We start from the raw sequence: 12,767 nt of genomic DNA, 5'->3' as shown, positions 1-12,767 counted from the left end.
TAAGTTGCCATTCTTATCCAACGGCGGTACAATCTCTTTGAATCGTCGTAATCGAGGGAGGTTTACCGTAATGGATTCTGCTTCAACCGAATTAGGCTTAAGGCCGGCGAACTCCGTTCGCGAACTCGTCTGGCCGCTGATCGCCATCATCGTCGGCATTTTCATGGTCATTCTGGATACGACCGCGGTCAACGTCGCGTTGCCCGTGCTTGGGGAAGATTTTCACGAGTCGTTGTCGGTCGTGCAGTGGACGATCACCGGCTACGCGCTGGCGCAAGCCGCCGTCATTCCGCTCGCCGGCTGGATGTCGGACCGCTACGGAGCGAAGCGGATTTTCGTCTCGTCGCTCGTCCTGTTCGTGCTGGGCTCGATCTTGTGCGCGTTCGCGACGACGGCCGAGCAGTTGATCGCTTTCCGCGTCTTTCAAGGTCTCGGAGGCGGAATGGTCGTACCGATCGCCTTCGCGATGACGTATCGTCTAAGTCCCCCCGAGAAGGCGGGCAGCATTTTGGGCATGATGGGCATTCCGATCTTGCTCGCGCCCGCGCTCGGCCCGATCGTCTCGGGGTATTTGGTCGACTACGTGAATTGGCAATGGATTTTTCTGATCAATGTGCCGATCGGCATCCTCGGATTCATCCTCTGCGTCGTGAAGCTGCCGCGCTTCCCGGTGAAGGCATCCGCGTCCCTCGATTTCTGGGGCATCCTGCTCGGACCTCTCGCGTTCGCGGGATTGTCGTACGGCATCAGCGAAGGCGGAGAAAGCTGGACGTCGACGGAAACGATCGTCGGTCTCTCGGGAGGCGCCGTCGCGCTCGTTCTCTTCGTCATCGTCGAGCTGACGAGGAAGAAGGAACCGTTGCTCGAGCTTCGGGTGTTCAAGTCGTCCCTGTTCTCGCGCGGCATCGTCGCGCAATGGGTGCTTCAATTCGTCATGTTCGGCGTCATCTTCATGATTCCTTACTTCATGCAGCGGCTCATGGGCATGAGCGCGTTCCACGCGGGCATCTGGACGCTGCCGCAAGCGTTGGCGGCAGCGGCGTTCATGCCTGTCGGCGGCAGGCTATACGACCGGATCGGCGCTCGTCCGCTCGTCATAACGGGACTGACGCTCGTGACGGTCGGCGCATTCCTGATCTCCCGCATCGATCCGGGCGACAGCGCGTGGTCGTTCTTGTTCCCGCGTGCGTTGCTGGGTATGGGAATGGGCCTGTCGTTCTTGCCTCTGAACACGTATTTGATCCAATCGGCTCCGTCCGACTTAGTGAGCCGGGTGACGTCGTTGACGAGCGCGGCCCAGCAGGTCGTCACTTCGTTCGCCGTCGCCGGCTTGACGACGATCATCGCGAACCGGACGGTTCATTACGTCGGACAGGGGAACAAACCGGATCCGGCGATGGCGAACGCCTTTCAGGATACGTACTTGATCTTGGCCGGCATCGCCGTCGTCGGACTCGCGCTCGGCCTGACGCTTAGACGGATCAAGGCGAAGCAAGAGAAGGGCGCGGAGCATGATGCGGCCGCCCAAGGCGAAGGCGCGTTAATAGGGTAACGAACCGCTGCAATCGCCAAAGAAACGGAAAAAGGCTATCTCAATCCTCAACGGATTGGGGATAGCCTTTTTCTCATGCCCCTTTGAAAGCTTTGTCCAACTCGGCGCGCAGTTCGTCCGATACGGGAACCATCGGTAACCTGAGATGATCGGAAGCGATCAGCCCTTGGCGGGCGAGCACCCTTTTCAAAGGGGCGGGATTGGATTCGCGGAACAGCAGGCGGATATACGGAACGAGCAGATCGAACGTTCTTTTGGCGCCTTGGACGTCGCCCGCGGCGAACCGCCGGTACGCTTCGAGGTAGATCGGCGTGTGCCAATTGGCCGATGCCAATATGCCGCCCGACGCGCCCTGGCTCAGCATGGCGTGGAATAAAAGGTCGTCGCCGCAGAGAATCGGCTTCGTCTCGCCGCCCCGCGTCAATTCCGCCGTCAGCGCAGTATCGCCCGAACTGTCTTTCAAGCCGATGACGCCGTCGATATCGAAGATTCGCTTGACCGTCTCGGCGGATAGCCGCACCCCCGTGCGCGCCGGAATTTCGTAGGCGACGACGGGGACGCCGACGCGGGCGAGCTGCCGGTAATGCTCGATAATGCCTTCCGGAGAAGGCTTGCTGTAATAGGGAACGACGGCGAGCACCGCGTCAGCGCCCAACCTTACGGGAACGGCGAACCGGTTTACCGGATGGCAAGTGCGAACGTCTTTTTCCACGTTATAAATCCGTTCTGCTTCGCCCCAGTTACCCTTTGCGTTCCCGTTCGGCCAGGCGTATAATTCCGTTCATATTGTCCTGAAGGGGGACGGAGCGCGCAATATGAGAAACGGATTGGGAAACGCCGTCATCGCCTACGTCATGTGGGGATTGCTTCCTTTATATTGGAAATTGTTCGAAGATGTGCCAGCCGGGGAAATATTGTCCCATCGGATCGTCTGGTCGTTCGTCTTCATGGTCGCGCTCGTCGCGATTCAGACGCGCTGGGGGGACATGGCCGGCGTCTTCAAGAACCGGGCGGCGTTGCTGACGCTCGTCGCCAGCAGCCTGTTGATCGCGGCGAACTGGCTCATCTTCATCTGGGCGGTCAATAACGGGCACGTCGTGGAGACGAGCCTCGGGTATTACATTACGCCGCTGCTGAACGTGTTGCTCGCGGTCTTGTTCCTGCGGGAGAAGCCGAACCGGGGGCAATGGCTCGCGGTCGCGCTCGCGGGGGCGGCGGTGCTGCTCATCGCCTTCGATTACGGCATTTTCCCGTGGGTATCGGTATCGCTGGCGGGAACATTCGGCCTATACGGGTTGGCGAAGAAAAAAATCAAGCAAGACGCGTCGATCGGCCTGTTCGCTGAGACGGCGATCGTCGTTCCGCTGGCGTTGCTTTATTGGGCTTACTTGGGCGCGGACGGATCGGCTAAGGCGTGGATGCTGCCGGCGGGCACGATCGTAGAGTTGCTCGTCGCCGGGGTCGCGACCGCGTTGCCGTTGCTCTTCTTCGCGAAGGCGGCCGGCAAGCTGTCGCTCTCGACGCTCGGGTTCGTCCAATACATAGGACCGACGATTCAGCTCGCCCTAAGCGCGTTCGTCTTCAAGGAAACGATAACGCCCGCGCTCATCGTCGGCTTCGCGATCATCTGGACCGCGATCGCCGTCTACGCCGCGTCTTCGGTACGCGCCGCCCGCACGGTCACGCCGCGGACGTCCGGCGCGGGCTGAGCGGAGAAACGTAATAAAGAGGCTGTTCCTTCTTCTGGAGAAGAGACAGCCTCTTTCCTTAATCTCGCAAGTCCGAATCTCGCCGAATACCGGTGCCCCGCGTCGCTAAATGTCAACTCCGCTTATTGCGCGACGTTCGCGAGAGCGGCTTCGATCGAAGCGAGCGTCTCGTCCGAGAGGACGCCGCCGGACGCCGCGCGTTCTTGCTCGACGTAGCCTCCGTAGGTGAGTCAGCTGCCCAAGCTGATCTCGCTTACTTTCAGGTGCGGCCGACTTTGCGGTAATTCATGCTCATATCGAATCTTCCTTTCGGTCAGGGATGCTTAAAGAGGATCGCACGGCAAAGAACGCCCGTTACAGAAGGATTGTACCGTAGCCTCTTCCGTAGCGGAAAAAGTGAAACGATACTCACTTCGTATACCCGAGCGTACCTGGCAAACGATAGTATAGCGGCAATTCAGCCCGCGCATGCCGTCGTCGCGTCGGCCTCGTCCTGCCAGCGCTAAAGCGAGCAGTCTGCTTATTTTTTCGGCGAAGCCGACGCCAGGTGATCGAACAGCAGGACGTTATAGCCCGTCAGCTTGCCGACCTTGTGCAGGTTACGCGACTCTACGGCGCGTTGCAGCTCGAGCAGGGATACGTTCAGCACGGAGTATTGATCGTCCGCGTGGCTGATCGCCGCGAGCGCGTGGCCCTTTTTCCATATCCTCTTGACGGAATCGCCTATCTTTTGCGTGCTGCTCCAGTCATTCTGCTTGGCGTATTCGCGAATGAAGGTAAGCTTGTCGCTAAAGGACGTCGTCCCGGTATTCATATAGTCATATTGGTACAAATAGAGGGTGAGCATAATCACGAAAAGTATCGCCGCCAGTGACCAAGTGATGCGTCGTTGCGTCACGTCGCTGTCTACCTGCCTCTCGATGGGTTCACGATACCACCAATCTCGGCATAATCGGGAAGGAATATACCGGGTCCCGTTAAGGCCGGATCGTCACCCGGGTTCCGATCGGCACGAGCGAATTCAGCAGAAGGACGTCCTCGTTATACATTCGGATGCAGCCGTGGCTCACTTCGAATCCGATGGAGCCGGGATCGTTCGTGCCGTGAATGCCGTAATGGGGCTTGGACAAGCCCATCCAATAAGCGCCGAACGGTCCGCCGGGACTGGCTTGCTTATTGACGATGGTGTATTCCCCGGTCGGCGTCTGCGTCAGCATTTTGCCGATGCCGACCGGGAACGATCGGACGACGACGTCTCCGTCCAGCAAATAGAGATCCCGGTCGGACAAATCGACGATAATGCGGTAAGTCGCCATGGTCATTCCTCCTTCCGATAGCTTATGTGAGCCGACATGCGGGGGACATGGAACGCGCGCCCATGAAAAATGGTATGATCTTTCCATCGCCAGCAAAACGTCTTCGGCGTCCCGGGGCGCCGAAGTAGCTTTCCGTAGAAAGGATCGTGATCGTGTCCATGCGCTTGCGCTATCGGTCGGGATTAGGGAAATACGCGGCTTTGTTAGCCGTTTACGCCTCTTTGATGGCGGCGTACGTCTGGTATACGTCGCCGAATAACGTTCCCCCCGCTTACGAGGGAACCGCCGCCGACCCCGCGACGTTCTTCTCGCCGGAGCAGCTGCGAGACAGCGCGAACATCAACGCGGTACGAAATTGGCTGTTCTTCCTGAGCGGGCCATGGGAGTGGCTTATCTATTTCATGTTGCTTGCGGGAGGTGCGGCGCGAAGCTGGAGAGACGCGCTGGAGCGAACGGGTCTTCCGGTTTGGGTTCGTTTTCCGATCTACGCGCTGCTCGTGAATGCCGCGGCTTTCGTGCTGTATTTGCCTCTTCGGGTCGTCGGCTACAAGCTTTCCCGCGCTTACGGCATCTCGACGCAGCCCGCGCTCGATTGGCTGAGAGACAAGCTCGTCGCTTTCGGCATCGGCTACGCGACGCTGCTGGCGGTGTCCGGCGTCGCTTTCTGGCTCATATCCAAGGGCGGCCGCTGGTGGCTTAAGCTATGGCTCCTGTCGATTCCGTTCACGGCGTTCATGATGTACGTGCAGCCGGTCGTTATCGACCCGCTGTACAACGACTTTAAGACGCTGTCCGATCCGAAGCTGGAAGCGCGCATTCTGGAGTTGGCCGCCAAAGCGGACATTCCGGCGCACCGGGTGTACGAGGTCGACATGTCGGAGAAGACGAATGCGATGAACGCCTACGTGAACGGCATGGGCTCCTCGCTTCGGATCGTGCTGTGGGACACGACGCTGAAGAAGCTGACGGAACAAGAGATTCTGCTCGTCATGGCGCACGAGATGGGCCATTACGTCAAGCACCACCTGGAATGGAGCGCGGCAGGCGCGGCAGGCTCCTCGCTCGCGCTGCTGTTCGTCGGCGGATGGATCTACCGCTTCGCGATCCGAAGACGCGGAGAAAGATGGGGCATCCGGTCGCCGTCCGACATGGCCGCGCTGCCGCTCGCGATGCTCGTTCTGTCCGTGTTGTCGTTCGCGACGCTCCCGGTCTCGAACGCCGTGTCGAGGAACGCGGAAGCCTCCGCGGACCGTTACGCGATGGAATTGATCGGCAGCGCGGAGGGCTCGGCGACGATGAACCAGAAAATGTCCGTCGCCGTGCTCGCGGACGTCAATCCGCCGCTGTTCGTCAAATGGTTCAGGGACGATCATCCGTCCGACTTGGAGAGGATTAAAGATGCCGAAAGGTTCGAACGGGAACGCGGACGATAATCGGAAATACGAAATCTATATGCTGGCCGGCTTCGCGACGGCGCCACGCTTCATGGAAAGGATGGGCGCAGCGCTTAGGGAACGGCTCGAACGGGACGGCGCCCGGGTGGAACGGACCGAAGCGCTGTTTCCTTACGGGGACTGGAGCCGGGGCAAGCTGCCCCAACTGAGGGAGATCGTCGCCGACATGAGGCTTGGCGAGAAGGCGGAGCGGCTGACGCGTTCCGTCGGGGGCCGGATAGCGGCGGACGCGATTCGGGAACGCGGGGCGGTTAGCGACCCCGCGACGACGTTGCTTCTCGGCCATAGCGGAGGCGGCGTCGCCGCCGTGCACGCGGCGCAGCTGCTGCTGGATAGGCGCGAGCGTTCGCGCTGCCTCGCGGTCATGATCGGTTCGCCGAAGTGCCGCATCCCGTCTGCCTTGCGGCCATACGTGCTGTCGATCAGCGCCGCGGGTCGCAGTCGGCGACCGGCCGACTTCGTTCCGTGGTTCGGCTCGCACGGCTGGCGGGGCAAGCACGGGCCGGCTTCCCGCGCGGAAGTGCCGATCGTCGGCGGCCACGCGGATTATTTTCGCGAAGCGGCCCCGTACGTCGACGCGGAGGGCGCGTCGAACCTCGAACGGACGCTCGGCGCGATTCAACTGTGGCTAAATCGGCGGAATAGAACTCCGGAATATTGACGCGGCGCGCGTGTCGCTTATATACTCGAACAAACAAACGACGAATCGAGGCTAAAGACGATGACAGAACGATATGCGAAACAAGGCGTTTACGAGAACGTTCCCGCGATTTATTTGAAGCACGGGAAGTATTCCGCGATTTTGCTCCCGACGCTCGGCGGTAACCTGGTTTCCTTCCGGGACGACGAGAACGGATACCGTTTCCTTCGCGAGCCGGAAGGAGCGGAATGGGGAGATTTCGTTGCCAAACCGATCCTGCACGGCATTCCCGTGCTGTTTCCTCCGAACCGCTACGATGCCGGTTCTTTCGATTTCGACGGCCGATCCTACCGGTTGCCCGTCAACGAAGCCCATACGAACAACCACATTCACGGCTTCGTTTACGACTCGGAGTGGGAAGTCGAGGCATTGTCGGAAGACGAGAACGAGTGCCGTGTAATGGTAAGCTTCGTTTTCGACGAAAAACATCCCGATTTTGCGGCTTTCCCCCACCGCGTCGTCCTTCGCCAGTCGTTCGCGCTGTCGGAGCAAGGGCTTGAACAAAGGTTCGATGCCATCAACGAAAGCGAGCAAGCGCTCCCGTTCATGCTTGGCTTCCATACGACGCTGAACGCGCCGTTCGCGCCCGGGAGCGACGCCGGGGACATTCGGTGCGGCATTCCGATCGGCGACCGTTGGGAGCTGAACGCGCGGCAATTGCCGACGGAACGAAGCTTGCCGCTTAACGGCGGAGAGCAAGCTTTAGCCGCGGGACAAGGCGATCCGTATTTCGAAGAGCTGGACAACCATTACGCCGCGTCCGGGGCGGACGGCGGCCGCAACGCGGTGACGGTCGAGGATGCGAAAGCGGGCGTCCGCTTCGTATACGAGGCAGGCGGCGCTTATAAGCATTGGATGGTATACAACGCGAAGGCGAACGGCAAGTTTTTCTGTCCGGAACCGCAGACGGGGATGGTCAACGCGCCGAACGTCGGATTGCCGGAAGGCGTTACCGGATTGATCCGGCTGGAGCCCGGAGCGAAGTGGACGGAGACGAGCCGAATGTATTCGGAATAAGCGAGAGCGAAAGATCGGCGATATCGAAGCCGGCCAAGGGAACATCCTTGGCCGGCTTTTCGTCGTCGAATGGTTTCGCGACGCGAAGCTCATACTATCCAAATCCAACCATTTTCGCCTGAGGAGGAAGAGGTCCGATATGCCGGATACTTTAAGCGACCGCTTGAAAGAAAATACACGGTCGATGAAAGCTGCCTTCGGCAACAGCGACGACATCGTCTTCAGGGAGCGGAGTTCCATGTCGGCGAGGGCATGTTCAAGAAAGACGCGCTCGTCGTCTACGCGGACGGCCTCGTCGGAGGATTATTATCAACGCTGGGACATCAGCAGACTTGTTCGCAGCCTCCGGTTCGTCGGCATTCTGATCGGTCTTCCCGGTCCGTTGATGTATATCGCGATCACGACGTTCCATCAAGAGATGCTTCCGACGCACAGAATACAACTAATTTTAGAAGCAAGCCGACTTTTGTCGGACTATATTGACGGCTTTTAAAATACCGTTATAACTTCTCAACCAGCCGTACCTCACGCCACTGTCTATATAGAGGGAAATCACGCACTTAAATATGCCGTATTTCGAAATCCTGACTTTCTAAAGGGAAAAAGTACGCTTATTTTCCTTCAAATAGCCAAATGGAGGCGATTCGGAAGAATTAAACGCATGTTTTCCCTTTAGTTTTCAATTTGCCGATTATTCGAGGAAATTAGTAGTATTTTTTCCACTTATATTTACATCTTTAAAAATACCGTTATAACTTCTCAACCCGCCGTACCTCGCGCCAGTGTTCAATAACGGCATCATTAATACCGTCTATATAGTTGTAAAATAAGCCACTATTTCTGCCCAAATTCCTCGAAAACCGGGCCGAGTTGAAAAACAGTTGTATTCTGAGCAACTATTCATCGCATTCTCGGGAATCGCCATCAATTAATTGACATCCATACATTTAGTTTACCCGCTTAAGAGGGTCTGGACTAACCGAGAAAAGCGGTTCGATCCGTCAGGAAACGAACTTACCCGTTGGCGGTATTTCTTAATAGGTCATGACCGTTCCCGTCTTGTCCAACCCGAATAAGCTATTAAAAGCTGGCTATGGGAGGGATGATAGATGCAAATGCAGGTCGGCGTTCTTTGCGCGTTGTTCGGCGCGGCGTTTTCTTTTTCGTTCGGAACGTGGACGGAGTCGCTGACTTTTTTGCTAGTGCTGATGGCGATCGACTATTTCACGGGCGTCGCGGCCGCTCTTAGGGAAGGCACGGGGTTGAACAGCAACTTCGGATTCTGGGGATTGTTGAAGAAAGCGATGATCCTGCTCGTCATGATCATCGCCCATCGGCTGGACGTCTTGCTCGGCGTCGAAGCGGTCATGGGTAGCGCCGTCTTTTTCTACATCGCCAACGAGTTGTTGTCCATCATCGAGAATTACGGGCGAATGGGCCTTCCGCTTCCCGACAGGCTCAAGCAAATCGTCTCCGTTCTGAGGGATCGCGCGGGGGATAAGGCGGTCGAACCAAAACCGGGAGACGACACGGAAGACAAGCCGGTAGAGAAGACGGAAGAGAAAGCCGACGACAAGCTCGATAACGAACCGGAGGATAAGCCGAAACAGTCTGGGGGGGAATGACGACGTATTCATTCGGAGATCGAAGCCTACAATAATAGCAAGCGTCCGTTGTTCATAAAATTGTCAAAAGTATTAAAAGTGGAACATTCTATGCCGACAAGTGCTTGAGTTGAAGCGCCTGTATTAGGTACAATAAGTGGTAGACATTTTGTAGGAAGCAGGGGAGCAAACGATGCATAAATGGCTGATGTCCGCTTTGTTAACTATCGCGTGCGCAATGGGTGTATACCTACTTGCTACCGGTCTGCCGGAGAAACCGAAAGACGAAGCGTCCGACCTCAAAGAAGGACAAGAATTGCTTAAAATCAAAGCGACGAACTACAATTTCGACGAGGCCGAATACCACGTGAAAGCGGGAACCAACTATAAAATCAAGTTCTCCAACACGCTCGGCAAACACGGCGTCGAGATCGTCGGCTTGGACGTCGAACTGAGCGCTGACGCTCCGGAGATGGAAGTCACGTTCGACAAGCCCGGCACATACGAAATGAAATGCTCGATCATGTGCGGTACGGGCCACGGTACGATGACATCGAAGTTCATCGTCGAGTAACGAGCAACGAAGCAAAAACGCCTTCGGCGCTTTCTGGGCGCTGAAGAAGCTTTGCGGAGACGATTCAGAAATGGATAAGCGTGAAACTTAAACATTCTGAATCGTGAACGGAAAAGGAGCCGCGAGGGCTCCTTTTTTTCCGAGTATCGGGAGTTTCCGTCGTCTTTGACGGACATGCCCGGAAAAGCGATGCGTTACGAACGCTCCCGTCCGCGCGTCCGTTGAATGGCTTTGTCGCCTAAGTAACCGATGAGCATCCAGCTGAGGACGGTCAACGCGTACATGAACCAAACGCTGACTTTGTGAATATCGGTGAACACTTCGACGAACCACATCGGCACGCTGAACATCATCAGGAACAAGTTGTGCGGATCATACCCGCTCGCGTTGAACATGATCAAGGCGATGCCGATCGCGGCGCAGGCCCAAGTCATGGTATATCGCATGGTCGCATGAGGACTCCCTTCGCGATTAGCTTGCTGTAATCCGTATTATGCGCCTGCGCGCTCAGCCTCATAAGAAGAAAGGAATGGGAAACATGATCACTCATATCGTCCTTTTCAAATTGAAAGACGGCAGCCCGGAAAGCGTGGAAAGAACCGCTCAAGTGCTCCGCGACATGGAAGGCAAGATCGACGTGCTGCGCCATCTGGAAGTCGGCGTAGACGTCGTTCGTTCCGACCGGTCGTACGACATCGCGCTTTACACGAAGTTCGATTCAATGGAAGACCTGCAAGCTTATCAAGTTCATCCCGAACACAAAAAAGTGATCGAGCACATGAACATTTACCGCGAATCTTCGGTTAGCGCGGATTACGAGAGCTAATCATGATGCCGCTCGTCGAGAAGGATCCGATGAACATGGGCGACGTCTATCAAATGATGACGTACGTCGTGCTCATCCTGATCAGTTGCGTCGTCATGATCGTATGGTTAAAGCGCAGAGGCAGGCGCAAAAAGAATCGGTAAAGGGGACCGGGCGCGTATGTATGACGTGAACGTTGCGTTCATTCGTTCCAGACTGGCGTGTTTGCCGGAGATCGCCCAAGCTCTCTCCGCGGCAACGGTCGCATGGAGCGGCGGATTGATCGAAGGCTTGGCCCAGGAGAGGGCGCTTCATTTGGCGGCGGAAGTCGCGACGGACGTCGGGCATGCGCTAATCGACGGTTTCATTATGAGGGACGCCAGCAGTTACGAAGACATCATCGACATTATCGCCGAAGAAGGCGTCGTGACGACCGAAGTGGCGACGGCGCTCAGAAGCGCCGTCCTGCTTCGCAAGAAGCTCGTGCAAGAGTACGACGCATGGCCGCGCGCCGAACGGCATCCGTTGACGGCGGAGCTCCCGCGCGCGCTGATGGGGTTCTCCGATCAAGTCGAAGACTATTTGAGGCGAGAGCTGATTTAACGGCGCCAGGCCGGGCGTACCGGTTCGCGCCGGGGCCCGACTTACCCGTCGGCGCGGCTATCCCACGATCCTCCGATTTACGAAGCGGGCCGTTTCGGCTACAATGATTCCAAGAGGAGGAGATGCCATGCAGCCGCGGGAAGAACTGTCGACGAGACGCCAGTTGCTTCAGTTGCTTAAGACGCAAGGGAACGGCTGTATCGGAGATTTGTCCAAAGCGCTAGGCATCACCGAGATGGCCGTCAGAAGACATATTCAATCGCTCGAGAAAGATCGGCTCATTCGCTCGGAGCTCGTTCGCCAAGCGATGGGTCGCCCGATGTACCGCTATTCGTTGACGGAGCAAGCCGACGAATTGTTTCCGAAGAATTACCCTCAGCTCATGCTCGATCTGTTGGAAGAGCTCGAGGAGCAGGACGACGGCGAAGCAATGATCGAACGAATGTTCCAGGGCAGAAGAGACAAGCTGGAGTCTCGATACCGCGACCGGATGTCGGAGTTGCCGCTTGCGGACCGCGTATCCGAGCTGAGCGCGATCCAGAACGGCGGAGGGTACATGACCGAGTGGGAGCCCGCCTCGGATGACGGATCTTTCGTTCTTCGGGAATATAATTGCCCGATCGCGAAAGTCGCGGGCAAGTACCGGGAAGCTTGCCGGTGCGAGCAACAATTGTTCGAACGGCTGCTCGACGCGGACGTCGAACGGACGGAATGCCTGGCGGACGGAGAGTTCCGCTGTTCATACGCCATTCGCCCGAGAACGGGCGCCATGACGACGTAATAGTACGGTTCGGCCGCCAATGCAGCCGGCCGTTTTTTATTTTTTATCGCGATCGCGGCTTGTCCGCTGTGTCAAGACGGGCTCCTGCTTCTTATACTGTCATAGACCGCATGGGCATTCGCCCGGGTTCGACTATCGGCAGGAGGGATCGAGAATGGCATGGGAGCTCGCGGGTTACGCGATCGCGGCCGCGGCGGCGGGGATCGCGATCGCGATCGCCTTCGGCATCGCGAAGGCGGTTCGCGCGCTAGCGCGAATGGAAGCCGTCCTGGATCGCGTGGGCAAGGAGGCGGAATCGGCGTTGCGGCATTGCCGGAAGTTGTCCGAAGAAGCCGAGGACGCTATACGGGCATCGAGGCAAAGGATGCAAGGTTTCGCGACGTTCGCGGAGGGGGCGCGGGCGATCGGCGAGGCGGCGCAGACGGCGGCGAGATCCGCGATGGAAATCGCGGAGCTGTACCGGGATTGCCTGACTTCGCCCTTCCATACCGCGTCGCCTTCCCGAGAAGCCGATGGAGAGCCGGTTCGGGAGCTGAAGGAACTGGGACGCAAGCTATGGGCGCTATGGCGTCGCAGGACGGACGGCGACGAAACGTCCGGAAGCAAGCCGGACGCGGGAACGAGTGCGGAACCATCTGAGGGAGAGTGAAAT

General features: G+C 57.6%; 16 protein-coding genes and 1 pseudogene. 13 read left to right on the top strand and 4 right to left on the bottom strand.

What is annotated here, in order from left to right; translation table 11 throughout:
- Positions 1-70: 70 nt before the first annotated feature.
- Positions 71-1,552, top strand: a complete 1,482-nt coding sequence (locus ACFPPD_RS24195) for a DHA2 family efflux MFS transporter permease subunit (RefSeq protein ID WP_209744152.1) — start codon at positions 71-73, stop codon at positions 1,550-1,552.
- A gap of 73 nt (positions 1,553-1,625) precedes the next feature.
- Here the strand turns inward: ACFPPD_RS24195 and ACFPPD_RS24190 are convergent, their stop codons facing one another.
- Positions 1,626-2,264 carry a dihydrodipicolinate synthase family protein gene (locus tag ACFPPD_RS24190; protein WP_378083668.1) on the bottom strand — a complete coding sequence of 213 codons (639 nt, stop codon included), beginning with the start codon at positions 2,262-2,264 and terminating at the stop codon, positions 1,626-1,628.
- A 103-nt stretch (positions 2,265-2,367) separates the two neighbouring features.
- Here ACFPPD_RS24190 and rarD point away from each other — a divergent pair, with 103 nt between their 5' ends.
- A complete protein-coding gene (gene rarD / locus ACFPPD_RS24185; protein WP_209744149.1) occupies positions 2,368-3,261 on the top strand; it encodes an EamA family transporter RarD in 894 nt (297 codons plus the stop codon).
- A 520-nt stretch (positions 3,262-3,781) separates the two neighbouring features.
- Here rarD and ACFPPD_RS24180 read toward each other — a convergent pair.
- Both ACFPPD_RS24180 and ACFPPD_RS24175 read right to left on the bottom strand, forming a co-directional pair.
- Positions 3,782-4,159 carry a DUF4363 family protein gene (locus tag ACFPPD_RS24180; protein WP_209744146.1) on the bottom strand — a complete coding sequence of 126 codons (378 nt, stop codon included), beginning with the start codon at positions 4,157-4,159 and terminating at the stop codon, positions 3,782-3,784.
- Between the two features lie 79 nt (positions 4,160-4,238).
- Positions 4,239-4,577 carry a L,D-transpeptidase gene (locus ACFPPD_RS24175; RefSeq protein WP_209744143.1) on the bottom strand — a complete coding sequence of 113 codons (339 nt, stop codon included), beginning with the start codon at positions 4,575-4,577 and terminating at the stop codon, positions 4,239-4,241.
- Between the two features lie 158 nt (positions 4,578-4,735).
- Between ACFPPD_RS24175 and ACFPPD_RS24170 the strand changes: the two genes are divergently transcribed.
- The 6 genes and pseudogenes from ACFPPD_RS24170 to ACFPPD_RS24145 all read left to right on the top strand — a co-directional run bounded on the left by ACFPPD_RS24170 (position 4,736) and on the right by ACFPPD_RS24145 (position 9,926).
- Positions 4,736-6,010, top strand: a complete 1,275-nt coding sequence (locus tag ACFPPD_RS24170) for a M48 family metallopeptidase (RefSeq protein WP_378083735.1) — start codon at positions 4,736-4,738, stop codon at positions 6,008-6,010.
- Positions 5,976-6,692: a hypothetical protein gene (locus ACFPPD_RS24165; protein WP_209744140.1), complete on the top strand. Its 717-nt coding sequence runs from the start codon at positions 5,976-5,978 to the stop codon at positions 6,690-6,692. The genes ACFPPD_RS24170 and ACFPPD_RS24165 overlap by 35 nt, the downstream gene beginning before the upstream one ends.
- 60 nt (positions 6,693-6,752) lie before the next feature.
- Positions 6,753-7,748: an aldose 1-epimerase gene (locus ACFPPD_RS24160; protein WP_209744137.1), complete on the top strand. Its 996-nt coding sequence runs from the start codon at positions 6,753-6,755 to the stop codon at positions 7,746-7,748.
- A gap of 292 nt (positions 7,749-8,040) precedes the next feature.
- Positions 8,041-8,211 (top strand): annotated as a pseudogene (locus ACFPPD_RS24155) (spore germination protein); the annotation flags it as partial.
- Positions 8,212-8,857: 646 nt separating this feature from the next.
- Positions 8,858-9,373 (top strand): phage holin family protein, encoded by a 516-nt coding sequence (locus tag ACFPPD_RS24150; protein WP_378083664.1) that lies wholly within the window; start codon positions 8,858-8,860, stop codon positions 9,371-9,373.
- A gap of 172 nt (positions 9,374-9,545) precedes the next feature.
- A complete protein-coding gene (locus ACFPPD_RS24145) occupies positions 9,546-9,926 on the top strand; it encodes a cupredoxin domain-containing protein (RefSeq protein WP_209744131.1) in 381 nt (126 codons plus the stop codon).
- A gap of 194 nt (positions 9,927-10,120) precedes the next feature.
- Here ACFPPD_RS24145 and ACFPPD_RS24140 read toward each other — a convergent pair whose 3' ends face one another.
- The gene (locus ACFPPD_RS24140; RefSeq protein WP_209744129.1) at positions 10,121-10,372 is read right to left on the bottom strand and encodes a hypothetical protein; all 252 of its coding nucleotides are present in this window, start codon (positions 10,370-10,372) and stop codon (positions 10,121-10,123) included.
- A 92-nt stretch (positions 10,373-10,464) separates the two neighbouring features.
- On the opposite strand from ACFPPD_RS24140, the gene ACFPPD_RS24135 reads away from it, so the two are divergent.
- From ACFPPD_RS24135 to ACFPPD_RS24115, 5 genes are all read left to right on the top strand, one after another.
- Positions 10,465-10,752, top strand: coding sequence for a Dabb family protein (locus ACFPPD_RS24135; protein ID WP_209744126.1), 288 nt, complete (start codon positions 10,465-10,467; stop codon positions 10,750-10,752).
- 2 nt (positions 10,753-10,754) lie between these two features.
- Positions 10,755-10,895 (top strand): hypothetical protein, encoded by a 141-nt coding sequence (locus ACFPPD_RS24130; protein WP_209744123.1) that lies wholly within the window; start codon positions 10,755-10,757, stop codon positions 10,893-10,895.
- A 16-nt stretch (positions 10,896-10,911) separates the two neighbouring features.
- Positions 10,912-11,334, top strand: a complete 423-nt coding sequence (locus ACFPPD_RS24125; RefSeq protein ID WP_209744120.1) for a DUF86 domain-containing protein — start codon at positions 10,912-10,914, stop codon at positions 11,332-11,334.
- A 127-nt stretch (positions 11,335-11,461) separates the two neighbouring features.
- On the top strand, positions 11,462-12,115 hold the full coding sequence (locus ACFPPD_RS24120; protein WP_209744117.1) for a helix-turn-helix transcriptional regulator: 654 nt from the start codon (positions 11,462-11,464) through the stop codon (positions 12,113-12,115).
- A gap of 154 nt (positions 12,116-12,269) precedes the next feature.
- Entirely contained in the window at positions 12,270-12,764 is a 495-nt protein-coding gene (locus ACFPPD_RS24115; RefSeq protein ID WP_209744114.1) for a hypothetical protein, read from the top strand.
- The last annotated feature ends 3 nt before the right edge of the window (positions 12,765-12,767 follow it).

This window comes from Cohnella suwonensis, from assembly GCF_042655365.1.
Classification (GTDB): Bacteria; Bacillota; Bacilli; order Paenibacillales; family Paenibacillaceae; genus Cohnella; species Cohnella suwonensis.
Note: the sequence above shows the minus strand (reverse complement) of the source record. Positions and strands in the feature narration are given on the sequence as shown.

Coding starts and splice junctions, on each gene's coding strand:
- ACFPPD_RS24170 (WP_378083735.1), top strand. CDS start 4,736: ATGCGCTTGCGCTATCGGTCGGGATTAGGGAAATACGCGGCTTTGTTA.
- ACFPPD_RS24125 (WP_209744120.1), top strand. CDS start 10,912: ATGTATGACGTGAACGTTGCGTTCATTCGTTCCAGACTGGCGTGTTTG.
- ACFPPD_RS24140 (WP_209744129.1), bottom strand. CDS start 10,372: ATGCGATATACCATGACTTGGGCCTGCGCCGCGATCGGCATCGCCTTG.
- ACFPPD_RS24175 (WP_209744143.1), bottom strand. CDS start 4,577: ATGGCGACTTACCGCATTATCGTCGATTTGTCCGACCGGGATCTCTAT.
- ACFPPD_RS24135 (WP_209744126.1), top strand. CDS start 10,465: ATGATCACTCATATCGTCCTTTTCAAATTGAAAGACGGCAGCCCGGAA.
- ACFPPD_RS24195 (WP_209744152.1), top strand. CDS start 71: ATGGATTCTGCTTCAACCGAATTAGGCTTAAGGCCGGCGAACTCCGTT.
- ACFPPD_RS24120 (WP_209744117.1), top strand. CDS start 11,462: ATGCAGCCGCGGGAAGAACTGTCGACGAGACGCCAGTTGCTTCAGTTG.
- ACFPPD_RS24115 (WP_209744114.1), top strand. CDS start 12,270: ATGGCATGGGAGCTCGCGGGTTACGCGATCGCGGCCGCGGCGGCGGGG.
- ACFPPD_RS24165 (WP_209744140.1), top strand. CDS start 5,976: ATGCCGAAAGGTTCGAACGGGAACGCGGACGATAATCGGAAATACGAA.
- ACFPPD_RS24145 (WP_209744131.1), top strand. CDS start 9,546: ATGCATAAATGGCTGATGTCCGCTTTGTTAACTATCGCGTGCGCAATG.
- rarD (WP_209744149.1), top strand. CDS start 2,368: ATGAGAAACGGATTGGGAAACGCCGTCATCGCCTACGTCATGTGGGGA.
- ACFPPD_RS24160 (WP_209744137.1), top strand. CDS start 6,753: ATGACAGAACGATATGCGAAACAAGGCGTTTACGAGAACGTTCCCGCG.
- ACFPPD_RS24130 (WP_209744123.1), top strand. CDS start 10,755: ATGATGCCGCTCGTCGAGAAGGATCCGATGAACATGGGCGACGTCTAT.
- ACFPPD_RS24150 (WP_378083664.1), top strand. CDS start 8,858: ATGCAAATGCAGGTCGGCGTTCTTTGCGCGTTGTTCGGCGCGGCGTTT.